The 23547-nt window shown below is 62.5% G+C and carries 25 protein-coding genes and 3 tRNA genes; 15 read left to right on the top strand and 13 right to left on the bottom strand.

The features are described from left to right. Positions 1-23: 23 nt before the first annotated feature. Positions 24-689, bottom strand: a complete 666-nt coding sequence (locus Y703_RS0116545; protein WP_026553595.1) for a response regulator transcription factor — start codon at positions 687-689, stop codon at positions 24-26. Positions 690-887: 198 nt separating this feature from the next. Between Y703_RS0116545 and Y703_RS0116540 the strand changes: the two genes are divergently transcribed. Then, positions 888-1628, top strand: a complete 741-nt coding sequence (locus Y703_RS0116540) for a hypothetical protein (protein WP_155849578.1) — start codon at positions 888-890, stop codon at positions 1626-1628. 11 nt (positions 1629-1639) lie between these two features. Here the strand turns inward: Y703_RS0116540 and Y703_RS22765 are convergent, their stop codons facing one another. The 8 genes from Y703_RS22765 to Y703_RS0116505 all read right to left on the bottom strand — a co-directional run bounded on the left by Y703_RS22765 (position 1640) and on the right by Y703_RS0116505 (position 7885). Beyond that, the gene (locus Y703_RS22765) at positions 1640-2365 is read right to left on the bottom strand and encodes a glycosyltransferase (protein ID WP_051427696.1); all 726 of its coding nucleotides are present in this window, start codon (positions 2363-2365) and stop codon (positions 1640-1642) included. Positions 2366-2922: 557 nt separating this feature from the next. Then, positions 2923-3414 (bottom strand): HNH endonuclease signature motif containing protein, encoded by a 492-nt coding sequence (locus Y703_RS23255; protein ID WP_051427695.1) that lies wholly within the window; start codon positions 3412-3414, stop codon positions 2923-2925. Further along, on the bottom strand, positions 3390-4412 hold the full coding sequence (locus tag Y703_RS21795; RefSeq protein WP_253908093.1) for a DUF222 domain-containing protein: 1023 nt from the start codon (positions 4410-4412) through the stop codon (positions 3390-3392). Before Y703_RS21795 ends, Y703_RS23255 begins: the two co-directional genes overlap by 25 nt. Positions 4413-4587: 175 nt before the next feature. Beyond that, the gene (locus Y703_RS20515; RefSeq protein WP_155849577.1) at positions 4588-4938 is read right to left on the bottom strand and encodes a hypothetical protein; all 351 of its coding nucleotides are present in this window, start codon (positions 4936-4938) and stop codon (positions 4588-4590) included. Continuing rightward, positions 4883-5293 carry a cyclase family protein gene (locus tag Y703_RS20510; RefSeq protein ID WP_253908092.1) on the bottom strand — a complete coding sequence of 137 codons (411 nt, stop codon included), beginning with the start codon at positions 5291-5293 and terminating at the stop codon, positions 4883-4885. The genes Y703_RS20515 and Y703_RS20510 overlap by 56 nt, the downstream gene beginning before the upstream one ends. Before the next feature lie 25 nt (positions 5294-5318). Then, positions 5319-6764 carry a purine-cytosine permease family protein gene (locus Y703_RS0116515; protein WP_026553593.1) on the bottom strand — a complete coding sequence of 482 codons (1446 nt, stop codon included), beginning with the start codon at positions 6762-6764 and terminating at the stop codon, positions 5319-5321. A gap of 4 nt (positions 6765-6768) precedes the next feature. Beyond that, positions 6769-7179 (bottom strand): nuclear transport factor 2 family protein, encoded by a 411-nt coding sequence (locus Y703_RS0116510; protein ID WP_026553592.1) that lies wholly within the window; start codon positions 7177-7179, stop codon positions 6769-6771. Positions 7180-7396: 217 nt separating this feature from the next. Next, a complete protein-coding gene (locus tag Y703_RS0116505) occupies positions 7397-7885 on the bottom strand; it encodes a YajQ family cyclic di-GMP-binding protein (RefSeq protein WP_026553591.1) in 489 nt (162 codons plus the stop codon). Positions 7886-8049: 164 nt separating this feature from the next. On the opposite strand from Y703_RS0116505, the gene Y703_RS0116500 reads away from it, so the two are divergent. From Y703_RS0116500 to trxA, 3 genes are all read left to right on the top strand, one after another. After that, entirely contained in the window at positions 8050-8337 is a 288-nt protein-coding gene (locus tag Y703_RS0116500) for a hypothetical protein (protein ID WP_155849576.1), read from the top strand. A gap of 104 nt (positions 8338-8441) precedes the next feature. Further along, positions 8442-8523, top strand: a tRNA-Tyr gene (locus tag Y703_RS0116495). A gap of 165 nt (positions 8524-8688) precedes the next feature. Further along, a complete protein-coding gene (gene trxA, locus Y703_RS20505) occupies positions 8689-9168 on the top strand; it encodes a thioredoxin (RefSeq protein ID WP_051427692.1) in 480 nt (159 codons plus the stop codon). Positions 9169-9240: 72 nt separating this feature from the next. Here trxA and Y703_RS0116485 read toward each other — a convergent pair whose 3' ends face one another. Together Y703_RS0116485 and Y703_RS0116480 are read right to left on the bottom strand one after the other, a co-directional pair. Continuing rightward, the gene (locus tag Y703_RS0116485; RefSeq protein ID WP_026553589.1) at positions 9241-9519 is read right to left on the bottom strand and encodes a putative quinol monooxygenase; all 279 of its coding nucleotides are present in this window, start codon (positions 9517-9519) and stop codon (positions 9241-9243) included. 10 nt (positions 9520-9529) lie between these two features. Then, positions 9530-10513 (bottom strand): DNA-3-methyladenine glycosylase family protein, encoded by a 984-nt coding sequence (locus Y703_RS0116480; protein ID WP_026553588.1) that lies wholly within the window; start codon positions 10511-10513, stop codon positions 9530-9532. A 252-nt stretch (positions 10514-10765) separates the two neighbouring features. Between Y703_RS0116480 and Y703_RS0116470 the strand changes: the two genes are divergently transcribed. Both Y703_RS0116470 and Y703_RS0116465 read left to right on the top strand, forming a co-directional pair. Next, positions 10766-12142 carry a cystathionine beta-synthase gene (locus Y703_RS0116470; RefSeq protein ID WP_026553587.1) on the top strand — a complete coding sequence of 459 codons (1377 nt, stop codon included), beginning with the start codon at positions 10766-10768 and terminating at the stop codon, positions 12140-12142. A gap of 20 nt (positions 12143-12162) precedes the next feature. Further along, positions 12163-13323, top strand: a complete 1161-nt coding sequence (locus tag Y703_RS0116465) for a cystathionine gamma-synthase (RefSeq protein ID WP_026553586.1) — start codon at positions 12163-12165, stop codon at positions 13321-13323. A 63-nt stretch (positions 13324-13386) separates the two neighbouring features. On the opposite strand, the gene Y703_RS20500 is transcribed toward Y703_RS0116465, so the two are convergent. Both Y703_RS20500 and Y703_RS0116455 read right to left on the bottom strand, forming a co-directional pair. Then, a complete protein-coding gene (locus Y703_RS20500) occupies positions 13387-13839 on the bottom strand; it encodes a hypothetical protein (protein WP_035765700.1) in 453 nt (150 codons plus the stop codon). A gap of 1 nt (position 13840) precedes the next feature. Next, on the bottom strand, positions 13841-15016 hold the full coding sequence (locus tag Y703_RS0116455; protein WP_026553585.1) for an amidohydrolase: 1176 nt from the start codon (positions 15014-15016) through the stop codon (positions 13841-13843). Between the two features lie 133 nt (positions 15017-15149). On the opposite strand from Y703_RS0116455, the gene Y703_RS0116450 reads away from it, so the two are divergent. From Y703_RS0116450 to Y703_RS0116410, 9 genes are all read left to right on the top strand, one after another. Beyond that, positions 15150-15902: an SDR family oxidoreductase gene (locus tag Y703_RS0116450; RefSeq protein WP_026553584.1), complete on the top strand. Its 753-nt coding sequence runs from the start codon at positions 15150-15152 to the stop codon at positions 15900-15902. Between the two features lie 36 nt (positions 15903-15938). Next, complete coding sequence (locus tag Y703_RS20495; protein WP_051427691.1) at positions 15939-17462, top strand: ATP-binding protein; 1524 nt, start codon at positions 15939-15941, stop codon at positions 17460-17462. Between the two features lie 38 nt (positions 17463-17500). Further along, on the top strand, positions 17501-18172 hold the full coding sequence (locus tag Y703_RS0116440; protein WP_026553583.1) for a response regulator: 672 nt from the start codon (positions 17501-17503) through the stop codon (positions 18170-18172). 20 nt (positions 18173-18192) lie between these two features. Beyond that, entirely contained in the window at positions 18193-18837 is a 645-nt protein-coding gene (locus Y703_RS0116435) for an MOSC domain-containing protein (protein WP_026553582.1), read from the top strand. Positions 18838-19204: 367 nt separating this feature from the next. Beyond that, on the top strand, positions 19205-21136 hold the full coding sequence (locus Y703_RS0116430) for a DEAD/DEAH box helicase (protein WP_026553581.1): 1932 nt from the start codon (positions 19205-19207) through the stop codon (positions 21134-21136). A gap of 129 nt (positions 21137-21265) precedes the next feature. Beyond that, positions 21266-21337: transfer RNA gene (locus tag Y703_RS0116425), tRNA-Thr, on the top strand. A gap of 58 nt (positions 21338-21395) precedes the next feature. After that, a tRNA-Met gene (locus Y703_RS0116420) sits at positions 21396-21469 on the top strand. Between the two features lie 319 nt (positions 21470-21788). Next, complete coding sequence (locus tag Y703_RS20490) at positions 21789-22778, top strand: MinD/ParA family ATP-binding protein (RefSeq protein ID WP_051427690.1); 990 nt, start codon at positions 21789-21791, stop codon at positions 22776-22778. A gap of 81 nt (positions 22779-22859) precedes the next feature. Further along, positions 22860-23426: a type 1 glutamine amidotransferase domain-containing protein gene (locus Y703_RS0116410; protein ID WP_026553580.1), complete on the top strand. Its 567-nt coding sequence runs from the start codon at positions 22860-22862 to the stop codon at positions 23424-23426. Positions 23427-23547 lie beyond the last annotated feature (121 nt).

The raw sequence follows: 23547 nt of genomic DNA, 5'->3' as shown, positions 1-23547 counted from the left end.
CCACATGGTGAGTCACCGAAACCTCAGACACTGCGACCCAATCCGGCGTCTCGAGCTAGGACGATCGCTTGGCTCCGAGTCGCAACTCCGAGCTTGTGAAAGATCGATGAAACGTGATTCCCCACGGTCTTCGGAGCGAGATGCAGACGGCGAGAGATGTCCTCATTGCCGATGCCCGCAGCAATGAGGTTCAGCACCTCACGCTCACGGATCGTAATCTGACGCAAGGGGATCTGGGCCGACGGCGACGAACGGCGGCCTAGCGCTCCTGCCACTACGGCGCTGCTGAATATTGCTTCTCCTGCGGCAACAGCTCGGATGGCTCGCTCGATCTCCTCCTGCTCTGCGCCTTTGACTAGGTACCCGCGAGCGCCGGCGTGGATAGCATCCACAACCATCTCGTCTTCCTCGAACATGGTAAGGATGAGAATTCCGACGCTCGGATTGTGACGCAGGATTCGCTCCGTCGCTTCCACTCCGCCCAGGTCGGGCATGCGCAGGTCCATAACGACGACGTCGGGTGCCAGTAACGCTGTTTCCCGCACGGCCTCTCGTCCGGAACCCACCTGACCAACAACCTCCATGCCGTGGAGGGTGCTAAGGAGGGCGGTGAGACCATGGCGCACTACGGGATGATCATCCGCGAGCAGCACCCTGATGACGTCCTGATGCTGACGGGAGCTGGTCATGGTTTGATTATGCGCTTCGCGAGCCGGGGAGGGTAGGTGCGTACCCCCAGAGCGGCCGGGCAAAAGCTCCTGGGTGAAATCGGAAGGGCAGGTGCAGTTCCTCATTCGCCCCGTACAGATGATGACGATGCTGGGAATAGACAACAACCAGTTGCCACGCCCGCTTTGAGGGCTTCATCTCACCGGAAGGATCCCATCGTGTCCGCCGAATCCCATCAGACTGCCCTGCCACATTCATCTTCTATGGCCAGCCGGAAGGCAAAGGAGCGAAGCGTTCGCGAGTATCGCACTTTCGACCGCATACTTGCGGCTATTCTCCTGCCTCTCGGCCCCATCGCAGTGTCATTCATCCGGTTCCTTCTGCCTGGAGCTCCGGTGGGCGAAACCATCGCCGTGAACCAGGATGCGCAGCAAACTGTTCTCTGGTTGGGGGTCGTTGCGTTGTTCACTCTTTTGCCGGGAGCGTGGGCAGCACTGCAACTGACGAGACGGCACCGCCCAGGTCTCTCGCTTGCAGCCGGCATTTTTCTCATTCCCGGGTATCTTGCGTTGAGTGTTCTGACGGGAATAGACGCTGCGCTGCTGGCCGCGACCCAAATCGGACTGCCTCCAGAGCAGGTCACCGCGCTCAGTGATCAATTGTTGAGCCTTCCGAGCCAGGATTTGCTGCTGACGGTATTCATCATCGGACACATCGTTGGAGTCGTCCTGCTGGGCATTCTTTGCTTCCGGGCCCGGCTGATGCCGCGACTCGTCGCTCTCCTGCTGATGATTTCCCAACCGCTTCACCTCTTTGCCGTTATCACCGACCTTCGGTGGCTTGATTTTGTCGCCTGGAATCTCACGGCGCTAGGGATGGCATTTCTCGCTTGGAGGCTGTTGTGCACGCCGAATGACAGCTGGGAGCTCGGACCCCACTCCCACGACTCCTCCCGCTAACGCAACGCGGGTCAGATCTTCTCGAGTTCATCGAGCAGCCTGCTGCTCGATGCCTCGGCGACCACAGCCTGTCCGAGTCGTCCCGCCGACTCGCGGAAAGCAGGTGATGCGAGGATCTCGGCGACTGCTTGCGCGATCCGATCTGCCGACGCCCCGCGCGATACCGTGATCCCCGCACCTCTGTCGATCACACGGCGCGAATTATCCGCCTGATCGCGGCCGTGGTGCATGATAACCATCGGCAATCCGGCGGACAGGGTCTTGATCACGGTTCCGTGACCGCCATGGGTGATGACTAGTGAGGCGCTGCGCAGAACCGCATTGTGTGGCGCGGACTCAACAACTCTCACGTTAGCGACAGAGCGCAGGGCACTTGCCGGAATGGTCGGCCCAGTGGTGACCAATCCGCGCACTGGGAGTGTGGCGAGAGCATCAACAATTCTCTGTATGCAGTCGGCCTGATTCTGGAAGGTTGATGACAGGGCGACCAGTACGAGGGGAGCTACCCCCGCCGGGGAAGTCCAGGTTTCGTCGATCGCCCAAACCGGGTCATCCCGAATAGGTCCGACGCAGCGCACGTTGACTGGCAGATCGGCAGGGAAGTCAAACGCCCGTGCTGTGAGCACGAGTTGCCGCCGGGCGTGATGCAGCTGGTCCCAGACGTGCGCGACCGGCTCAAGGCCATACTTCGATCGGATCGAGTCGATCGGCTTGAGCGCGTAGCGGTCGAAGAGCATTGTGCTTCCTGCGTTCGCAAGTCGATCACGGAGGCGACCCAGTGGCCCGTGTACGGGGCCAGACCGTCGCCGAACGGCGGCATTCCCGGCGCTGGGAGGGGATAAGCGTTCGGGATAAGGACATCGAAAGGCACACCCCGAGCCTCCGCCGCGATCATAGCGCCGAGGGCGGGAAAAGAGGTAAGGACAAGATCGGGGCGAGTCGCGTCTATCTCGGCGGCGATATCGGCCGCCTGGCTCCCCGCCGGCCCCGTAAACATGACGTCGGCCATCGTGCGTGCGAGGGTTAGCGGATTCTTCATCTCCCAGTCACGGAGTTCGTCCGGTGCGCGCCGCATCCAGGTTCTTAGCGTCGCACCTGTGGCCTGTACCTGAGCGGCCATCGACTCATCAGCCAGCACCGTCACCCGGTGACCGCCAGTAACGAGCCGGCGCCCAACTCCGAGCTCGGGAGGTACAGTCCCGCCGCCATCAGTGAGGGCGAATAGATAGGTGTGACCGATTGCCATGGCCGATCATCCCACGGTCCTGCATTGCGCGGTAGCATCGCGCAATCACTAGAAGGGTGGTGGATCTGGTGCTGGTGGGTCTGGTGGTGTTGGGTCGGTGGTGGTGAGGTAGGTTTCACCGGCGGGTGAGATCGCGATGATGGTGCCGGGTCCGGGTTGCTGGTAGTGCCAGTAGCCGTCGGTTTTGAACATGTGGTGCCGTTTACACAGACATGCCAGGTTCGAGTAGGACGTTTTGCCGCCCTGGGACCAGGGGGTGGTGTGGTCGAGTTCGCAGAACACCGCCAACCGGTTACACCCCGGATGCCGGCAGGTCCCATCCCGGACCCGGACCGCGTCCTGGAGATCCTTAGGAACACGATAGGTCGTGGCATCGGCGCCGAGGCGTGCCCCGGTATAGGGGTGGGTGAGGATCCTGGTGAACGATGGTGCGTGCCCGGCGAGCTGGCGGGCCGTCTCAGGATCAATCGGACCATACCCCTCAAGCTCACCCGGTGTGTCACCGCCGAGGAGGGTCAGCACGGGGACGGTGACGAACACCTTCGCCTGAACACCCTGGACACCGGAGACACCAGTTTCACCGCCGTCGCCGGGGCCGGCGCTGGTGAGGACNTGAGGACGTCCACGAGGACATCGGCGCGGAGTTGAGTGAGGGTCCGGGTTTCGTCAGGGCCTTGCAGGTTACGGGCGGCGGTGTCGACGCGGTGGAAGATCCCCGCTGCCTGTTCGGTGGGTAGGAAGGCTTGGAGCCAGGCCATCCCGTCCTGGGCCGGGGCCACGTACACGCGCCGGTCCCGGAGAGTTTTCTGGTGCCGGAGGGTGATCGATTCAGGGTGAAGTTTTTCGCGTAACCGTTGGGCTTGATGGGTGAACTTCGCCACCGTCGTCTCACAGGCCAGGTCGATGAGGTGGGCTTCGAACGCAGCGGTGACAGCCGGGACTGTGTCGGGGATGCTGATGGCCTCCTGCACCACCGCCGTGGCGTGGCGTTGGGAGAGCCTGCCATCCTCCAATGCGTACAACGTGGCCGGGTAGTCACGGGTCAGGAGTTCACAGGTATCCAGGAGAAACCCCGCCGTCCGCTCCGGGATGCGTAAGGCAGCCCCGATCTCGGCCCCCGTCAGGGTGCGGGCCAACCCGATACATCCGGTCTTGTGCACCCGTTCGGCGGTGAGGTCATGGACCCGGGTGACGAGTTTAGCTTCCTGCGCATCGATCCAGGATCTCGCCTCGGCGAGGTCTTTCAACGCATCCAGCGCCTGACTGGTATCCAGGCCGGCTGGGGCAGTCAATCCCAGCTGACCCGTCAACGCCGGCGGTTCATCGCTGGAGCGTACCCTCTGGCCCGGATCGGCCGGCATCGCGACTCCGTCAGCGACGGGGGCCACCCACTGCGCATCGACGCTCAACGGACCACCAGCACCATACCCGCCGGGAGCCCCCGCAGAAGCCCCCGCGGACCCGCGGCCAGGGGCGGAATCCGCGCCAGAATCGGGGAAGAATCCCGACCCGATAGCAGAAGCTTTACTGCTTTTCATACCCCAATTCCATCATCGAGCACTGACAAAATAAGGCCCGCGATGAGGTCCCACAAAGAACAATTTTTGACCCCCCGGCGAGGTGTGAGATCTGGCGACTCGTCCGGCCGGTAGCCCGCCAGACCTAACTTCTCGGCGGTGGCTCCGCGGTGATCCGGCGGTGATCCGGCGGTGGTTAGCGGCGGCCACGCCCACCGGCACCGGGCTTCCGTCCGCGAGGGTTTTGCTTCTTGCCCCCGGCTGACGCCTTTTTGGTCCCACCCGCTTTCATCGCTGGTGACTGAGGCCGTCCAGGGTTCTGCTTCCTGCCAACCGCTTTCAGCGCCTTCTTTTCCTTCTTCGCAGGTTCTTTGGCGGACGGCTGCCGCGAGCTACGCTCAGTTCGTCCGCGCACAATCCCAATGAACTCCTCAATGTCCTCGGAGGTGTTGTCTGACAGCCAGGCCACGGCGATGGTGGTGACTGGAACGTCATGAACGGGCCGGTACACGGCGTCCCTGCGGGTATAGAGGCGGGCGATCGACATGGGCACAATTACCACCCCTGCCCCCGTGGCTGCCAGTGCCGAAGTGCTGCGACCATCCGGTCTGGAACAACACCATCGCTACGGACGTCACCTCGGAGAGCTGGGATTCGACGTCGTGCCAGCCAAAGGCATACCCAGGATCAACCACCGGAAGCCGAACAATCCTAGCCCGCCCGACCAGCCGGCGAAGGTCGATTCGATCCACCGACGCCCCACCCTCCACCGTGTGCAGGGGAGCATCCAGATGGGTTCCCGTGTGGGTGCCTGCATGAACCTCGGCCACCTGAAACCCATCTGTCGCAATGTCCGCAGCAACAGTGATGGTCACCTCCGGGTCGCCAGGAAAGACCTGCATCCCAGTGACGATGGGATGCGAAAGATCAACGAGCCGCACGGCGCCCAGAGTCCAAATCATCGGCTTCAGAAACATCATCACTGAGATGGGAATGCGTGGGAGTGCCCGAAATGATCCTCTTGGTCGCGAGGGCCCAGATCAGGTAGAGCCCAGCGGAAATGATGAAGGTGGGAATCGTCGCTCCGATGGGGCTTGGAACCGAATAGGTGAGAATCAGCGACGCAGCAGCACCAATCACCCAGACAGCCACCGCAGCGATGTTGACGCCCTTGAAGTACCAGTAGTCACCGCCGGAGCCACGCAGGATGTCCTTGTTGTAATGACGTTTGCGCACGATGTAGTAGTCAATGAGCATGACGGCGAACACCGGGATGAACAGCGACCCAATCAGGACGAGGAAAGAGGTGAACTGATCCAGCAGAGCCAGCCATGTCGATCCAACGATAGAAATCCCGCCGAGCACCAGCGCCGTGGGAAGGAACTTCACCTTGCTTGACGGAACCATGTTCACGACTGAAGACACCATCCCGTACACCACCATGGTGTTCGTTGCCATCACCGACAGGAAGATCACTACTGCCAGCGGCGTTCCAAAGGCTGCCACGATGGCGGTGGGATCGAACGCGACTGCCTCGCCGCCGTCGAGCACCAGGTACGCAACGGTAGTGGCGCCCAGGACCATCGCCAGCACAGTTGAGAGCATGTAGCCGATCCCCGAACCGATCATGCCAGCGGCCTGCGACTTAGCGAGGCGGTTGAACTCCGCGGACAGCACCGTCCAGGAAATAGCTGTGGCTATGACGACGTCGAGCACTGCCACTCCGGACCAGCCAAGCTCGGGATCGGCGGGTAAAGCAATGAACTCTGACGGCGCAAAAGTGGTGAACGCCGAGACGAAGATGTACGCCATGAACGCGAGGATCACCAGGGCAAGCCACGGCTCCACCCGGGCGATGCCAGCGTGGCCGAAGATCGCCAGGCACACCACCAGCAGTTGGCAGAGGACCGAGAACAGGATGGGATTCGAGAAGCCTGTTGCCTGCTCCACCAGGAAATTGACTGTGACACCGGCGAGCATCGCCTGCACCCAGCTCCAGCCCATCAGGATCACCACGTTGGCGGCAACTGGAAGGAATGATCCGCGGAGCCCGAAGGAGCCCTTGGTCAGCGACATGGTGGGAAGCCCGGTCCGGGTACCCATGTTGCCAACCAGGACCAGGACGGCACCGCCGATGACAGTGCCCACGATGATCATCCCGACGGCGAGGGGCCAGCTCACACCCGGAACGAACAGTGTTCCGGTGAGCAGCGTCGTGACCACCAGGTTCGCGGCCAGCCAGATCATGCCCATCCGGCCCGCGCCGAGGGTTCCCCGGATGGGGCCGAAGCCTTCAGAGTTCTTTTCGAGATTGTCGGACAATCGGGAGAAGGCTGAGCCGGGCGAACGGCCTGTGGCTTGTGATGTGGTCATCGTGTTACCTGGATTCGAGGGAGTCGGGAAGAGGGGAAAGGTGCTCGTGGACGGCAAGCAGGGAACCGGTGTCGTCCCGGTGGAAAACTATCGTTTCCCGTTCCATGGTTGTCTCGCCGGTGTTGATGGTGGTCTTGACGTCATGGCTGAACACAGCCGTGTCGCCCAGCAGCTGGATGGACTGGTTGCTGCTCTGGCACTCGGTCACTCGCCAGCCGTCGGCCAGCCATGACTGCCAGAGCGTCTCATACTCGGATCTTTGCTCAAGCCGCCGATCCTCGGTGTGAAAGACAAAGGTGGCATCGGCGCTGAACGACACAAAGTACGCCTCGGTGTCCGTCTGCGAGAACGCAGCGACGACGCGCGCGGCGGCGGCTGCGACGTCGTCGTGAGTCAAGCCGGGATGTTCAGTCATGGAGTGCTGTCTTTCTTCGAAACGTCGACGGCGGGGCGCCCATCTTGTATCCTGCCAGGCAACTTTTGTTTTCAAAGTGTGAGTGACCCAGGTAACAAATGTCAAAGGTTTGACCAAAATTACTTCCGTAGCGGGTCACCAAGGCGCGAACCGACCACAAAAAAGGTAGCGCTCCCGGCAGGGGAGCGCCACCTCGGCGACTAGTCGCGCAGATGCTCTAGCGCATGTTCACAAACTGCAGATCGGCTTCGTCGAAGCTCTTCAGCAGCGACATGGTGGCCTGTAGATCATCACGGGACTTGGAGCTGACACGCAGCTCATCACCCTGGATGGTCGACTTGACACCCTTGGGCGCTTCATCGCGGATCAGTTTGTTGATCTTCTTCGCCACGTCCTGGGCGATGCCCTCTTTGATGGTGGTTTCCAGGCGGAATTCCTTACCCGAGGCGTAGGGCTCACCCGTATCCAGCGACTTCAGCGAAATGCCCCGCTTGATCATCTTGGACTGCAGCACGTCAAGGACCGCCAGGACGCGCTCCTCGGAGTTGGCCTTCATCAGGATCATTTCCCCGCTGAAGTCGACCTCAGCGCCGATGCCCTTGAAGTCATAGCGCTGGACAATTTCCTTCTGCGCCTGGTGCAGGGCGTTGGCAACCTCCTGCTTGTCTACTTTGCTGACAACATCGAAAGTGGATTCGCTCGCCACAATGTCTCCTACGGGGTAGTGAAAAGGATCTGGTCCCAGCCTAATCGGTTGCGAGCCAAAGGGCTGCTGGAAGGGACTCCCAGCTGATCTACAGGAAGTCCAATGTCGGCACACAACCGCCGATGAGAGTCTTGGCTCTAGTGATCAACCTGGAGGAACAGACGATGAGCAGCAGACCGCGTGTACGGTACCAAGTTCGAGTCCGGCATGCAGTAGCGGGTACGTTTCTCGCCGCGTCGTCCGCAGTGTCCATCACCGGGCTGTCAGCCATGCCAGCGGTGGCGGCGCACGCGTCGTCGGTCGAGGTCTCCTACCCGGTCTCAGCTGACGCGGAAAGGTTATCGGGAGTGCGATCCGAACTCGACCACGCCGTCGCCCTCGGCTCCGTCACCAACGACCAGGCGGACGCCTTCTACGCCCAGATTGAGCGCCGCGTCAACGCCGGACTGTAGGCTCAGCGAGGCCCGTCCAGGGGCGATTCGATTCTTGAGATGATTTTCTGTAAAGTTGTCTTGCCCGCGGTTACCGTGGGTGAACCTCATTTATGAGGACGTTTGGCAGATTACCCGAGTGGCCAAAGGGGGCTGACTGTAAATCAGCTGGCATCGCCTTCACTGGTTCGAATCCAGTATCTGCCACCGAACACGAGATACCCCGCCCGACCAGCACCAGCTGGAACGGGCGGGGTTTTTTGTCGCTGGCCAGGCTGGGATGCGCCCGACGACGCCGACCCGCCGGCTCCCTTACTTCATCCAGAGCGAACACGGGGAGACATTCGCGAGCAAACTCGTTAGCGTTAAAGCATGGCAACTATCGAAGTAACCGAGGCAACTTTCCCCGAGACTATCGAAACGAACGATATTGTGTTCGTCGACTTCTGGGCTGAATGGTGTGGCCCGTGCAAGCAGTTTGCTCCCGTGTACGACGCCGTTTCGCAGAAGCACGACGACATCGCCTTCGCGAAGGTGGACACCGAGGCTGAGCAGTCTCTCGCTGCCGCAGCCGGGATCACCTCGATCCCTACCCTGATGGCCTTCCGCGAAAAGGTGCTGGTGTTTTCCCAGCCCGGCGCCATGAACGCCACCCAGTTCGGTGAACTGGTCGACGCCGTCAAGGGCCTGGACATGAAAGAGGTCCACGAGCAGGTAGCCCAGCAGCAGGCAGCCGCGCAGAACGCACCGGCAGCTGACGCGCCAGCACAGAACGCTCCCGCACAGGACGCTCCCGCACAGGACGCGCCAGCACAGGACGCGCCAGCACAGGACGATCAGAAGGCCGGCTAGTCTTCGGACTCAGCCGCTGGATCGCAGTGGAAAGCCCCGGATCCCTTCGAAGGATCCGGGGCTTTCTGCGTCTCAGCTCCTAGATACCTTCACCGGCTCAACCAGCAGCGCGCTGAGGGACTCGCCGAGATCCTGTACGGCAGGACCCTGCAGATGGTTGTCCAGGAGTTCCTCGGATTCCCACCGTTCAGTCAGCACAATCCGGTCCTCCGCCACATCAGTGATCTCATACCTGATGCATCCTGGCTCGGTGACCACCTGCTCTATCGCAATATCCAGGGCCAGTTTTACTCGGAAAACTTCGCCGGGGATGGGAAGAAAAATTGCCGTCACGTCTACGGGATCACTCATGCCCTTCAGCTTAGCGGTGGCGGTGATCCTCGGGCGCGAGACGAGGCCCGTAGACGGGCTTCCGGAATCCACTCGCGTACAGCATCCGCACCACTCGCTGCCGATCACCGGCCCAGGGAGCCAGCAGCTTCAGCATCCCGGCGTCGTCGATCCTGCTGCCAGTGAGAGCCGCCCCCACGTAGGCAGCTAAATGGTAGTCCCCGACAGAGATCGAATCCGGGCAGCCATGCGTCCGCTGCAGCACCTCGGCCGCCGTCCAGGCTCCGATCCCGGGGACCGAGCACAGCGCAGCGGTGACCCGGCCCGACGACGATAGGCCGGCCAGCCGCTCCAACCCGGTGGCCATCGATACTGCTTTCATGATGGTGTCCGACCGGTGCGCGTCGACGCCGGCCCGATGCCAGTCCCAGGACGGCACCCGGCGCCACTGGGCGGCAGTGGGCGGCAACCGCAGCCCCTGCGGAGCTCCCGGCGCCTGCGGGGCGTTGTCGCCGTGCCGCGTGAGCAGCCAGCGCCACGCGCGTTTGGCTTCGATGCCGGTGACCTTCTGCTCAAGAATCACGCGCACGACTGTGTCGAGCATTCGCCCCGTCGCAGGCAACCGCAGCCCCGGATTGAGGTAACGGCCCTTGCGGGCCAACTCCGGCAGCCTCGTCTGGAAGCCGGGGCTGTCGAAGTGGCTCCAATCGTCGTCTCCGCCGAGCAGCGCGGGGAGTCTCTCAAGAGCGGACCGGGCGCCCGGTCCCCAGGCCAATGCATGGACACGCGTCGAGCGCAGGACCCCTCGCTGCTCCAGCCTGAGGGTGGTGGCGCCGTCGTCGTTCCGGAACGCCAGCCAGGCGCCGCCCTGGTGATGAATGAATGCCGGGTCAAGCGCGCCACACTGCAGCGGACTGATGGTGCCCGCCAGGTTGTACGGCCCGCCCGGCTCCCACTCCAGCGCCTCGGGCGCGGGAGACCCTGCAGCTGCGCCCTCGGCAACGGAAACGGTCATGACTCAATGGTGTCACGCCGGACCGACAGTGATCTGGTGAGCAACCTGGACATCCGTCAGAAAAGAGGACAACTGAGAGCAGAATGTCCTTCACCGATGTCCAGATTCCTCACCGGGATAGCTAGTCATCCAAGGAGAACCACATATCTGCGCGTGACAGCAGCCCTTCCTGGCCAATGGCCGTGACTGGTGAAGCGGCCAGCGGGTCAGTGCCGTCCTGGGGCAACTGCACTTCACGGTAACTTTGTAGGTATGAAGTATGCGAACTCAGTAGTGGACCTGATCGGCAACACCCCGCTGGTCAAACTGAACAGGGTGACCGAGGGAATTGCCGCAACCGTGCTGGCGAAGGTGGAATACCTGAACCCCGGCGGCTCCATCAAGGACCGCATCGCCGTCAAGATCATCGACGCTGCCGAAGCTGAAGGGAAACTCCTGCCCGGCGGGACCATCGTTGAGCCGACCTCCGGCAACACCGGCGTCGGGCTCGCGCTGGTCGCCCAACAGCGTGGTTACCGCTGCGTGTTTGTGGTCCCCGACAAGGTGGGCGAAGACAAGCGCAACGTCCTGGCAGCCTACGGGGCTGAGGTAGTGGTCACCCCTACAGCGGTCGCGCCGGACAGCCCGCAGTCCTACTACGGCGTTTCCGACCGGCTGACCCGTGAAATCCCCGGCGCGTTCAAACCTGACCAGTTCTCCAACCCCAACGGCCCGCGCAGCCACTACGAGTCCACCGGGCCCGAAATCTGGAACGACACCGATGGATTGATAACCCACTTCGTCACCGGTGTTGGCACGGGCGGCACCATCAGCGGCACCGGCCGTTACCTCAAGGACGTGTCGGCTGACCGCGCCAGCGGCCCGGTGCGGGTCATCGGCGCCGATCCAGAGGGCTCCATCTACTCCGGCGGCACGGGCCGCCCCTACTTTGTTGAGGGCGTCGGCGAGGACATATGGCCCGAGGCATACGATCCAACAGTCGCCGACGAGATCATGGCGGTAACAGACGCTGAAAGCTTCGCCATGACCCGCCGCCTCGCCCGCGAGGAGGGGCTGCTGGTCGGCGGTTCCTGCGGGATGGCAGTGGTTGCCGCCCTGCGGGTGGCCAAGGAACTGACCAAGGACGACGTCGTCGTTGTCATTCTGCCCGACGGTGGTCGAGGCTACCTCGGCAAGATCTTCAGCGATGACTGGATGAAGTCCTATGGGTTCCTTGAAAGCGGGGACGAGGCGACAGTCGACGAAATCCTGCGCGCCAAGACCGGCAACATGCCGGAACTGGTCCACACGCATCCCACGGAAACGGTGCGCGACGTCATCCACATCATGAACGAGTACGGCGTCTCCAACATCCCGGTCCTGTCTCAGGAGCCCCCGGTCAAGATGGGCGAGGTGCTGGGCTCGGTGGATGAGCGGCTGCTGACCGACAAACTCTTCCACGGCGAAGCCAAGCTCACCGACAAGATTTCCCTGCACATGAATGACAAGCTGCAGCTCATCGGCTCACTGGAGTCGGTGTCCACAGCGCGGGAGCGGTTAGTGGACAGCGACACGCTGATGGTCACGTTCGTTGGGTCGCCAGTGGGAATTCTGACGCGCCACGATTTGCTGACCTATATGAGTATCTGACGTCCCATCAAAGGAGCACCATGACGCACGCTGAGAACCAGGGCTTCAACACCCGGGCGATCCACGCCGGCCAGACACCTGATCCGACCACGGGCGCTGTCATCCCCCCGCTGTACCAGACCACCACGTTCGCACAGGACGGGATTGGCCAGTTGCGCAACGGCTACGAGTACGGCCGGGGCACCAACCCGACGCGCGACTCACTGCAGACGCAGCTCGCCGCTCTTGAGGGGGCCACCCACGGATTCAGTTTCTCGTCGGGTCTTGCCGCCGAGGATTCATTGATCCGGGCACTGCTTGCGCCGGGCGACCGGATTGTCATGGGCAACGACGTGTATGGGGGCACCTACCGGCTGATCGACCGGGTCCTCTCACAGTGGGGGATTAGCAACGCTGCAGTGGACATGTCAGACCTCGACGCCGTCCGGGCCGCCATTGCTGCCGACAACACCCGCATGGTGTGGGTGGAGACGCCGTCGAACCCGATGATGAAGATCACCGACATCGCTGCCATTGCAACGATCGCTCACGACGCCGGTGCCATCCTCGTGGTTGACAACACCTTCGCTACCCCGTACCTGCAGCAGCCGCTCTCGTTCGGGGCCGACGTCGTCGTTCACTCCACCACCAAGTACATTGGCGGGCACTCCGATGCCAGCGGCGGGGCAGTGATTACCAGCAACGAGGAGATCGCCGAGAAGGTGGGGTTCGTCCAGTTCGCCGTCGGAGCAGTCTCGGCACCGATGGAGGCGTGGCTGACCACGCGCGGCCTCAAGACCCTTGGCGTCAGGATGGACCGGCACAGTGCCAATGCCAGGGCCATCGCCGGGTGGCTACAAGGCCGCCCGGAAGTGGAGCAGGTCTTCTACCCGGGTCTGGCGGATCACCCGGGACATGACCTCGCTGCGTCCCAGATGAAGGACTTCGGCGGCATGATTTCGGTGTCATTCACCGGCGGCGAGGCGGCGGCACGCGCTGTTGCCGAGTCCACCCACGTGTTCACCCTTGCCGAATCTCTGGGTGGCATCGAGTCGTTGATGAACTACCCGTCCGCGATGACCCACGCTTCGGTTGCAGGAACTGAGCTGGCAGTCCCTGAAAACCTGATCCGGCTTTCCGTCGGGATCGAGGACGTCGAGGACCTGATCGGCGACCTGGAACAGGCCTTCTCAACCCTCTAAGACTCATAAAAGGAAACGCGCCCGCAGTGCAGAACTGCGGGCGCGTTTTCTGTAGCTAAAGGGTTAGTGCCGTTTGAAGGGACTCAGGGTCCTCCGGACGAGCCGCACCCACTTGTTTTCGGGTTTTTCATCGACCGTCTGAAACCAGGCGCGGCTGGGCGGTAGCCACAGCGGCAGGATCGCCAGCAGCATCACCACTGAGACAACCGAGAGTCCTGGCGTGCCGCGAAGCAGCACCGGCAACCCGACAATGATGCCGATCGTGGTCAGCAGTTCCCGAGCGCTGCGCTTTCCGCGCCACAACCGGAACACCAGGAAGAACTGCACCAACGCCAGCACGCCGAGGACGACGCCGAGCCCCACCAGGCCCGCCCGGTCCTGTTCCTGGAGCTGGGCCGACCCCAGGAACGAGCCGGCCGCCACTAGGAACAGGGTGCCCACCACCAGCCACACGGCAATGCCCAGTTTCAGCGTCCAGGGCGGCGGGGGCAGGGCTACGCGCGAGGTGCGGGCCATGTTAGCCGCGCGGGACGACGACGCCGGTGCGGGTGTCGGCGTCGTAGCTGTAGACAGCCCGACCGCCGATCCAGACCGTCAGTGCGCGCTGCATAACATCGAGCGGATCGCCGCTCCAAAGCACTACGTCGGCGTCTTTACCTACTTCCAGTGAACCCATCCGATCCGCCAGGCCGAGCACCTTGGCCGGGTTGATAGTGATGGAGCGCAGTGCAGTTTCCCGGTCCAGGCCCTCCTTGATGGCGAAGGTCGCCTGGTGAATCAGGAAGTTGATGGGAATGACCGGATGGTCGGTGATGATGGAGATCTCGACTCCCGCGGCGGCAAGTTTGCCCGGGTTGGCAATGGATCGTCCGCGGAGTTCCACCTTGGACTTGGTGGTGAACAACGGCCCAATGAGCACCGGGATGCCGCGTTCGGCCAGGACATCGGCCAACAGGTGGGCCTCGGTGCCGTGGTCCAGCACCAGCTCGTAGCCAAACTCGTCGGCCAGCCGAATTGCGGTAGCGATGTCGTCGGCCCGGTGTGCGTGCTGGCGCCACGGAATTTCCCGCCGCAGCACCATGGCGAGCGCCTCCAGCTTGGGATCGCGGCCGAACTCGTCGGCCTTGCCCATGTAGTTCTGGGCGTCCATGAACGCCTTACGGATCACCAGTGCTGTGCCTAGCCGGGTGGAGGGGGTCTGCTTCTTGTCGCCGTAGACCCGCTTGGGGTTCTCGCCGAGGGCAGACTTCAGGCCGCTGGGGGAGCGGAGCACCATTTCCTCGATGTAGCGGCCGTGGGTGTGGATGGCGACGGCGAGTCCGCCGATGGGGTTACCTGACCCGGGATTCACGTTCACAGCGGTGATGCCACCGGCCAGGGCGTCGTCGAATCCCGGGTCGTAGGGGTTGACGGCGTCGATCGCGCGAACGCCGGCAGTTACGGGATCGGTCATCTCGTTGGTGTCGTCACCGGCCCAGCCTTCGCCCTCCTCGTGAGTGCCGAGGTGCACGTGGGCGTCGATCAGACCGGGAAGCAGCCACTGACCTTCGGCGTCGTGCACCTGGGCTCCCTCGGGGACTGTGACATCAGCACCCAGCGCTGCGATCTTGCCATCCTCAATGACCATTGCCCCGTCAAAGGGGGCGCCTTCAATGGGGACAACGTGGGCGTTGACGATTGCTGTGACAGTCATGGGTGGTGACCTTTCGGCAGGGAATGTTGTGATCTCCAACCTACAGTCTCCGCCCAGCAAGGGGTCAGCTCACCTGTGGACGGGAGCGCGGCACCTAGACTGAAAACCGACTGGCAGGAAAGGGCGGCACCTAATGACACGAAATTCAGCACTCGTCACTGGCGTTGGACGGACGGTAGGCCTCGGTGCGGGAATCGCCCGACGGCTCGCCGTCGACGGCTGGGACCTGGCCCTAAGCTACTGGCACCCCTACGATCAACGGGTCAACGGCACTACCAACCCGGCGTCGGAATTGCAGGAGCTGATTCCCGAGCTGGAAGCTCTCGGCTCACGGGTCATCGCGCTGCCGGGTGACCTGGAAGACTCCAAGACGCCTGGGGAGCTCATCGCTGCAGCCCGGATGGAACTCGGCACTCTGAGCGGGTTGGTGCTCTCCCACACCGAGGGCGTCGACTCGGGGCTGCTAACTACCTCGGTGAAAAGCTTCGACAGGCATTTCGCTGTCAACGTCCGCGCTTCCTGGCAACTCATCAATGCGTTCGCTCTGCAATGCAACGACAACGGGGGAGCGATCGTCGCCCTCACCAGCGACCACACGGTCAATAACCTGCCCTACGGTGCCTCCAAGGGCGCCCTTGACAGGATTGTGCTCGCTGCGGCCCGAGAACTCGGTGACCGTGGCATCAGTTCCAACGCACTCAACCCGGGACCCGTCGACACCGGGTGGATGACCAATGAGGTACGGCAAGCCCTCACCCAGCGTCAACCGACCGGACGGCTTGGCACCCCGGCCGATGTGGCGGGGGTGGTTGCCTTCCTACTGTCCCAGGATGGTCGGTGGGTCAACGGCCAGCTGATCAAGGCCGACGGCGGCTTCTCCGCCTAACGCCCTGTCTACCCGAATCACTGAGAGAATGCTGGCATGTCCTCAACTTCCCTGAGCACGCTGGGCCGCGTTCGTGTGGTCACCGGATTCGCGCTCGCCGTGCTACTCCCACCGCTTCTGGAATGGGTCATGTTCACAGTTGGCAGCGACTTCCTAGCAGTCGACGTGCTGGTGCAGCTGGCCGGAGTGATCGCCGTCGCGCTGGTGGGTGGGTTGTGGCCCGCGCTGCTGGCTGCGCTACTGGGTACTTTGGTCCTCAACTACTTCTCGACCGATCCGGTCGGCTCACTGGAAATCACCGACCCGCAAAACCTGTTTACGGTGATCATCTTTGTTGCGGTGGCAGTTGCCGTGTCGCTGGTGGTGGGCCTGGCGGCCAGCCGTTCCCGGGAGGCCGCGGCAGCGACTGCCGAAGCGGCGACGCTGAGCGAACTTGCCCGCGGCGTCCTTGCCGCCGATGACACCCTGCAGGGTTTTTTGGCACATGTCCGCAACCACTTTCAGGTGACTTTCGTAGGACTTTTCGACCGAAACGTCCCGGGCGGGACGGCCGCTGCATTGCTCGCAGGTGAGAGCGCGCCTGATGCCGTTCCACACAGCGCAGGCACTGCAGGCACTTCGAAAAACGAAAGTGCAGGCACTGCAAACAGTGCAGGCACTAACGTTTTTGACCTCACCCTTTCCTTGGCCAGCACCATCGAGGACCTGCCAGACGGCCTGGTGCTGGCCCTGTACGGGAGGGTGTTGACCGCACGTGAGCGCCGCCTGCTCACCGCTTTCGGATCTCAACTCACCGCCATGCGGCAACGCCAGGAACTGATCGTCAGCACCCAGGCCAACCGCCGTCTCAGCGAAGGCAATGTCATGCGGACAGCGATTCTGCGGGCTGTCTCACACGATCTCCGAACGCCCCTGGCCGGTATCAAGCTTGCCGTCAGCAGCCTCCGACACGACGCCGTCCAGCTTCCTCTCGACGAGCAAAAGGAGCTGCTTGGGACCATTGAGGACTACTCCGACCGGCTGGATGCTCTGGTCAACAACCTCCTGGATATGTCCCGGCTGACTGGCGACGCAGTGACCCCTCACCTCCGGGCGGTGCACTGGGCCGATGTTCTCCCCACGGCCCTGGCCGGAGTGCCGGTCCGGCGGGTCCGGATCGAGGTTGCCGGAGATCTCCCCCCTGTCGAGGCTGATTCGGGCATGCTGGAACGCGTCATTGCGAACATCGTTGAAAACGCCCACAAGTATGCCGGTGGCGAGGACATCGTGATCAACGGATCTGTCGAGGGAACCATCGGGACCCCCACCGACAGAGTTCCGGCCGGCGAACTGCGCATCATTGACCATGGGCAGGGGGTAAGCGCTGACGACGCCGACACCATCTTCCAGCCCTTCCAACGGGCCGGCGACGCACCTGCCGGAGTGGGGGTGGGCCTCGGCCTCGCTGTTGCCAAAGGCTTCACCGAAGTGATGGGCGGTCAGCTGCATGCCGAAGCGACGCCCGGTGGTGGGCTGACCCTGCGGATCCGGCTGCCGCTTGCCACCGGAGTGCAGCGATGACCGTGGCATCATGAAGTGGAGCTAAGGCGGTGCGATGAATGACCGAGGTCCTGATTGTCGACGACGAGCCCCTGCTCCTCCGCGCGCTCCAGATCAACCTGCGGGCACACGGCTACCGCCCCATTACCGCCGCTGATGGAGCCTCAGCGCTCGCTGCTGCAGTTGAGTACCGTCCCGACATCGTGGTGCTCGACCTAGGGCTGCCAGACATGGACGGAATGGAGGTTATCGCCGCGCTGCGGGAATGGACCCAGACCCCCATTATCGTGCTGTCTGCACGGCACGGGTCCGACGACGTCGTGGACGCCCTTGACGCGGGCGCCGACGACTACGTCACCAAACCCTTCGGTCTGGACGAACTGTTGGCGCGGCTACGGGCGGCCAGCCGCCGAGTGGTTGCACCTGACGCTCCAGTAGTGCGAACACCCGACTTCACTCTTGATACCGGCGCACGTACGGCGACGCGGGGCAAAACCGAAGTGCGGCTGACCCCTACCGAGTGGAAGATCATCGACCTGCTCGTTAACCACCCCGGCCGGTTGGTCTCCCAACGGCAATTGCTGCTGGAGGTATGGGGACCCGCCTATGCAAAGGAACTGCAGTACTTGCGGGTCTACCTAAACCAGTTGCGCAAGAAACTGGAGCCTGACCCCACCAGACCGCGATACTTCATCACCGAAAGCGGTATGGGATACCGCTTCGAACCCTGAGGATCCTTAGGATGGACGCTATGACAACTGGTTCTTTGCTCGCCGTATGCCTGGTTCATGCGCTGCTGCCCACGCAGGATTCGACGGGCGTTACCGCCATCGACAAGCGGGCGGTGGACGGTCCCGTGAATGTCCACAAGCTCGGCCTCACGGGTGATGTGCAGGCCAGCCGGAAACACCACGGCGGCGAATCAAAGGCCATCTACGCCTACTCCCAGCACGACGCCGACTTCTGGGACGCCGAACTGGGACGGGACATGAGCCCCGGCAAGTTCGGAGAAAACCTCAGGGTGGACGGGATCGACGCCAGCCGCGCGGTCATTGGCGAACGCTGGCAGGTGGGGGACGACGTCGTCCTCGAGGTCACCGCGCCGCGCACGCCCTGCGTAAACTTCGCCCGGTTCCTCAAGGAACCGCGGTGGGTGAAACGGTTTGCCGAGGAAAACCGGGTGGGCACGTACCTACGCGTGATCTCCAAAGGGCAGATCCAGGCGGGCGACACCGTCACCGTGATGAACCGCCCGGAGCACGGCATCACTGGTCATCAGGTGTTCGCAGGACTGGACGCCGACGCCGCCCGGCGGCTCCTGGACGCCGAATCACAGGGTGTGACGCTAAGTCCGGAAATTCACACGGTGCTCGCTGCCGTCCTGCGAAGTGCCTAGCGCAATAGGCCTAGCTGTAAGAAACCTCATGTGGGCAGGCTCACGCGCCGTCGTGCTGATTGCGGGTGTGCTCCACCAACGCCATGCAGTACACTTGAAACATCCCCCACACCGGTATTCCCTTTAATTTCCGCCCACTTTGCTGGGCTGGATAGGTTGTGTTGGGGCTCGCAGAGTAAGCATGCGGGCAGATTCATCAGGGAGCGCCGGCTAGAAGAAAACGTCATACAGACCGCTGAGATAGCGGCCGCCAGTTATGACGCGAAGTCCTGCCGCGGGATTGAAACAGTGCCGGATTTCTATGTTCATGAGCTGGAATCACCCTTTAATTCCAACTCTCCGGCATCTACCTGAAGGTCAATCTCCCATGCCTGAAACCCAGACTCCCGAAACCGTTATAGCTCCTGACGCCGTCGACGTTCCTCAGAACGTCGAAGCTCCCGAAGCTGACGACATCAAATTCACCGACTTCGGTCTTGACGGCCGCGTGCTTGCAGCCCTGAGCGATGTCGGCTACGAAAAGCCTTCCCCCATCCAGTCAGCCACCATTCCGGTGCTGCTGGAAGGGCGCGACGTCGTCGGCCTGGCACAGACGGGTACGGGTAAGACCGCAGCATTCGCGGTCCCCGCACTGTCCCGGATGGCCGAGCTGGCCGACCTCAACGGTCCCAGCAAGTTCACCCAGATCCTGGTGCTCGCTCCAACCCGCGAACTGGCGCTGCAGGTTGCTGAAGCGTTCGCTTCCTACGCCAAGCACATCGACAACTTCACTGTCCTCCCGGTCTACGGTGGAGCGCCTTACGGCCCCCAGCTGGCAGGCCTGCGCCGTGGTGCGCAGGTGGTTGTTGGAACCCCAGGTCGCGTCATCGACCACATCTCCAAGGGCTCACTTGATTTGTCCAACCTTCAGTACCTGGTGCTGGATGAGGCCGACGAGATGCTCCGGATGGGCTTCGCCGACGACGTCGAGCAGATCCTTTCCGGCACACCTGACGACAAGCAGGTGGCGCTGTTCTCGGCAACGATGCCCAGCGCCATTCGCCGCATTGCGTCGAAGTACCTGAACAACCCAGCCGAAATCACAGTCAAGGGCAAAACCTCGACCGGCACCAACACGCGCCAGCGCTTCCTGCAGGTCATGGGCCCGCACAAACTCGACGCCCTGACGCGGATCCTCGAGGTCGAAGACTTCGACGGCATCATCGCGTTCGTGCGCACCAAGATGGCAACCGAAGACCTGGCGGACAAGTTGCGTTCACGGGGCTTCCAGGCTGCAGCAATCAACGGTGACATCCCTCAGCAGCAGCGCGAGCGGACCATTGAAGGTCTGCGCGACGGAAAGTTCGACATTCTCGTGGCCACCGACGTAGCGGCTCGCGGGCTCGACGTCGAGCGCATCTCGCTTGTGGTGAACTACGACATCCCTCACGACACCGAGTCCTATGTCCACCGCATCGGCCGGACCGGCCGCGCTGGCCGCTCAGGTGATGCGATCCTCTTCATCACACCGCGCGAGAAGTACCTGCTGCGGTCGATCGAGAAGGCTACCCGCCAGCCAGTCGAGCAGATGCACCTGCCATCTTCTGACGCCGTCAACGCGTTGAGGTTGAACAAGTTCGCTGAGCGGATCACCGAGACCCTCGCCACCGAAGATGTGTCAATCTTCCGCGATCTGATTTCCAGCTACGAAACCGAGCACAATGTGCCAGCCAACGAGATTGCTGCAGCTCTCGCTGTCATGGCGCAGGGTGGCAATCCGATTCTGGTCAAGGACATCCCGGTTGCACCCGCAGGGCAGAAGGAACGCGCTGCAGGCCGCAAGGACGGCGTCGGCTCACGTGGACCAACACGCAGCCTGACCGAGGGCAACGCGACCTACCGCATCGCTGTGGGACGTCGTCAGCGGGTCATGCCCGGTTCAATCGTCGGCGCTATCGCCAATGAGGGCGGACTGTCGTCAGCACAGATCGGCGGCATCGACATCCGCGCCGACCACACGCTGGTGGAACTGCCAGCTGACCTCTCCAAGGACCAGTGGCGTGCGCTGTCCAAGACACGGATCGGTGGCGAGCTGATCCACCTCGAACTGGACAAGGGCCGCAAGCCCTCAGGTGATCGAGACGGCTTCAAGAAGCCTTTCAAGAAGCGTGACGACGAGGGCGGCGGCTTCCGCAAGGACCGCGGTCACGACGGCGGCTTCCGGTCCTCGGGGCACAGCGCTGGCGACGGCGGCGCCCGTAAGGAACGTCACGGTAAGGGTGCTGGCGCAGGCACCACTCAGCGTCGCGACAAGTGGTAATTTAGGAGCTGATTGATTTCGCCGGATCCCCGGTTTTCCGGGGATCCGACGGTGAAATCGGTGCCCGGCCCGAGCGGTCGGATTCTGATTTCGTGTAGGTGGCAGAAGCTGGTAAAGTTTTCTGCTGTTGCCCCCCTAGCTCAGTGGTAGAGCGCGTTCTTGGTAAGAACGAGGTCACCGGATCGATTCCGGTGGGGGGCTCTCAAATGAGAGACCCGCAAGCAGGCTAAACGGCCCGGCTGCGGGCACACTCATTTGTGGCGGTGTAGCTCAGCTGGTTAGAGCGCACGACTCATAATCGTGAGGTCCCGGGATCGAGTCCCGGCACCGCTACAGACATAGCAGGTCAGAGGCCCGAGAGCCGCTGACCTGCTTTCTTTTTGTCGAGGTTTTGCTGGCCAGCGCTCTGTCCCGGGCCTCCTTATAGGATGGGTCGAGCACACCGGCGCTGGACACCTCTCACGCGGCCCACGAAACGGACGGAACCAATGACTGACAACTTCTCCGAGTGGGGACCAGACGTCAATCCCGAAGACCTTCCGACGCGCGCCCGACGACGCCGGGAGGTAGCGGCCGGTCCGGTAAATGAACCGATCTCCGAGGTGCAACGCTTCTCAGACCGCGTAACCCCGCCGAGTCAGCCCCTGCCGAGTTGTCGCCCGTCGAGTCAGCCCCCGCAGCGCCAGCAACTGACACCTCTACCCGGCGGCAAGCAGAGCAGCCGAACAGCCGGAAGTCTTTCCTCGCCGCCGACACCTCACGGGTTCCGGCCGAGACCGGGTTGAGGGGTTTCCTGACCAAGCTCGGCATCCGGATTGCCCCGTCGAAGCGCGAGTTGGTCGAACGTGCCAACACCCGCGCCGTGAGCCAGCACTGGCCCGGCCCGCGCACCATCTCGGTGGTTAACGGCAAGGGCGGCGCCAACAAGACTCCCACCACAGTGATGCTGTCATCAGTGTTCGCACGCAACGGTGGTGGCCCGGTACTCGCATGGGACAACAACGAGACGCGCGGCACCCTGGGCTGGCGCACGGAGCAGGGCCCCCACAGTGCCACAGTGATGGACCTTCTGCCACAGACCGATCAGCTGCTTGCGCCGTCGGCCCAGTCCGCCTTGCTGGCCCGCTATGTGCATCACCAGACCGAAGATAAGTATGACGTCCTGCGCTCCAAGCCGGACGTCCTAGCATCCGAGCAGAAGGTGACGGCAGGCAACTTCGACGACCTGCACGAGGTGGCCTCGAAGTACTTCAGACTCAACATCGTAGATTCCGGCAACGATGAAACTGCCGAGCGATGGCTGCGGATGATTCACCACACGGATCAGCTGGTCATAGCAACCACCACTCTTGAGGAACACGCGGAGGCTGGCGCCCTGCTGCTCGAGGCGTTGCAAGCCCGGGGAGGCCGTTACGCTGAACTGTCGCAGAACGCCGTCGTCATAGTCAGCCAATCGGACAAGAACGGCACTGCGGCGCAAGCTCAGGAAATTACCGATGGCTTCGCCCACCTGGCGCGTTGCGCGGTGACCATTCCCTACGATGCTGCATTGCATAAAGGGCGCATTCGCTGGGGCTCGCTGAAACCAGCTACGCAACGGGCATGGCTGTCGGCTACGGCAGCGGTTGCCGAAGGCCTCTAGCAGTTAGACAGGTTGCTTATTATCTCTGATGTTCATAGTGTTGAGGAGTACGACATCGACGTTCTGAATACAGGAGGAAGCGTGTCCCCCCATAACATTTCCGGTAAAAAGGTCGCGTTCCTGCTCACTGACGGGGTGGAGCAGATTGAGCTCACCAGCCCCTGGGACGCAGTGAAGCAGGCTGGCGGAGAGCCAGTGCTGGTGGCACCGGGCACTGGCACCGTCCAGGGCTTCAACGGCACTGACAAGGCTGACACCTTTACCATCGACCTTACGGTAGCCGACGCCAACTCTGATGACTTCCACGCGCTGGTACTGCCCGGCGGCGTCATCAACGCCGATCACCTCCGCGTTGACAAGGGTGCCCAGGATTTTGCCCGTGCATTCTTCGCGCAGCACAAGCCTGTCGCAGCTATCTGTCACGCGCCATGGCTGCTGATCGAGGCTGGAGTGGTGAGCGGCCGCGACCTGACCTCCTATCACACGCTGCAGACTGACCTGCGCAACGCCGGAGCCAACTGGAGCGACGACGAAGTAGTGACTGACCAGGGCTTTGTCACCAGCCGCACCCCCAATGATCTCCCTGCTTTCAACGACAAGATGATCGAAGAGATCGCCGAGGGCGAGCACGAGGGCCAGACAGCCTAACTGCCCCTCGTAAAACGCAGAGCTTGGCTGAGGGACCGGCGGGAAACCGCCGGTCCCTCAGCGCGTTTGGGAGCAGTGGTCACCAGGTGTTTAGAGTTGGGTGATGGGTGATGGGTGATGG

Source organism: Arthrobacter sp. H20, assembly GCF_000520515.1.
GTDB lineage: Bacteria > Actinomycetota > Actinomycetes > Actinomycetales > Micrococcaceae > Arthrobacter_D.
This window is presented reverse-complemented; position numbering and strand designations above follow the sequence as displayed.

Coding starts and splice junctions, on each gene's coding strand:
- Y703_RS0116545 (WP_026553595.1), bottom strand. CDS start 689: ATGACCAGCTCCCGTCAGCATCAGGACGTCATCAGGGTGCTGCTCGCG.
- Y703_RS22765 (WP_051427696.1), bottom strand. CDS start 2,365: ATGCTCTTCGACCGCTACGCGCTCAAGCCGATCGACTCGATCCGATCG.
- Y703_RS20515 (WP_155849577.1), bottom strand. CDS start 4,938: ATGTCGATCGCCCGCCTCTATACCCGCAGGGACGCCGTGTACCGGCCC.
- Y703_RS20510 (WP_253908092.1), bottom strand. CDS start 5,293: ATGCAGGTCTTTCCTGGCGACCCGGAGGTGACCATCACTGTTGCTGCG.
- Y703_RS0116515 (WP_026553593.1), bottom strand. CDS start 6,764: ATGACCACATCACAAGCCACAGGCCGTTCGCCCGGCTCAGCCTTCTCC.
- Y703_RS0116510 (WP_026553592.1), bottom strand. CDS start 7,179: ATGACTGAACATCCCGGCTTGACTCACGACGACGTCGCAGCCGCCGCC.
- Y703_RS0116500 (WP_155849576.1), top strand. CDS start 8,050: ATGAGCAGCAGACCGCGTGTACGGTACCAAGTTCGAGTCCGGCATGCA.
- trxA (WP_051427692.1), top strand. CDS start 8,689: ATGGCAACTATCGAAGTAACCGAGGCAACTTTCCCCGAGACTATCGAA.
- Y703_RS0116485 (WP_026553589.1), bottom strand. CDS start 9,519: ATGAGTGATCCCGTAGACGTGACGGCAATTTTTCTTCCCATCCCCGGC.
- Y703_RS0116480 (WP_026553588.1), bottom strand. CDS start 10,513: ATGACCGTTTCCGTTGCCGAGGGCGCAGCTGCAGGGTCTCCCGCGCCC.
- Y703_RS0116470 (WP_026553587.1), top strand. CDS start 10,766: ATGAAGTATGCGAACTCAGTAGTGGACCTGATCGGCAACACCCCGCTG.
- Y703_RS0116465 (WP_026553586.1), top strand. CDS start 12,163: ATGACGCACGCTGAGAACCAGGGCTTCAACACCCGGGCGATCCACGCC.
- Y703_RS20500 (WP_035765700.1), bottom strand. CDS start 13,839: ATGGCCCGCACCTCGCGCGTAGCCCTGCCCCCGCCGCCCTGGACGCTG.
- Y703_RS0116455 (WP_026553585.1), bottom strand. CDS start 15,016: ATGACTGTCACAGCAATCGTCAACGCCCACGTTGTCCCCATTGAAGGC.
- Y703_RS0116450 (WP_026553584.1), top strand. CDS start 15,150: ATGACACGAAATTCAGCACTCGTCACTGGCGTTGGACGGACGGTAGGC.
- Y703_RS20495 (WP_051427691.1), top strand. CDS start 15,939: ATGTCCTCAACTTCCCTGAGCACGCTGGGCCGCGTTCGTGTGGTCACC.
- Y703_RS0116440 (WP_026553583.1), top strand. CDS start 17,501: ATGACCGAGGTCCTGATTGTCGACGACGAGCCCCTGCTCCTCCGCGCG.
- Y703_RS0116435 (WP_026553582.1), top strand. CDS start 18,193: ATGACAACTGGTTCTTTGCTCGCCGTATGCCTGGTTCATGCGCTGCTG.
- Y703_RS0116430 (WP_026553581.1), top strand. CDS start 19,205: ATGCCTGAAACCCAGACTCCCGAAACCGTTATAGCTCCTGACGCCGTC.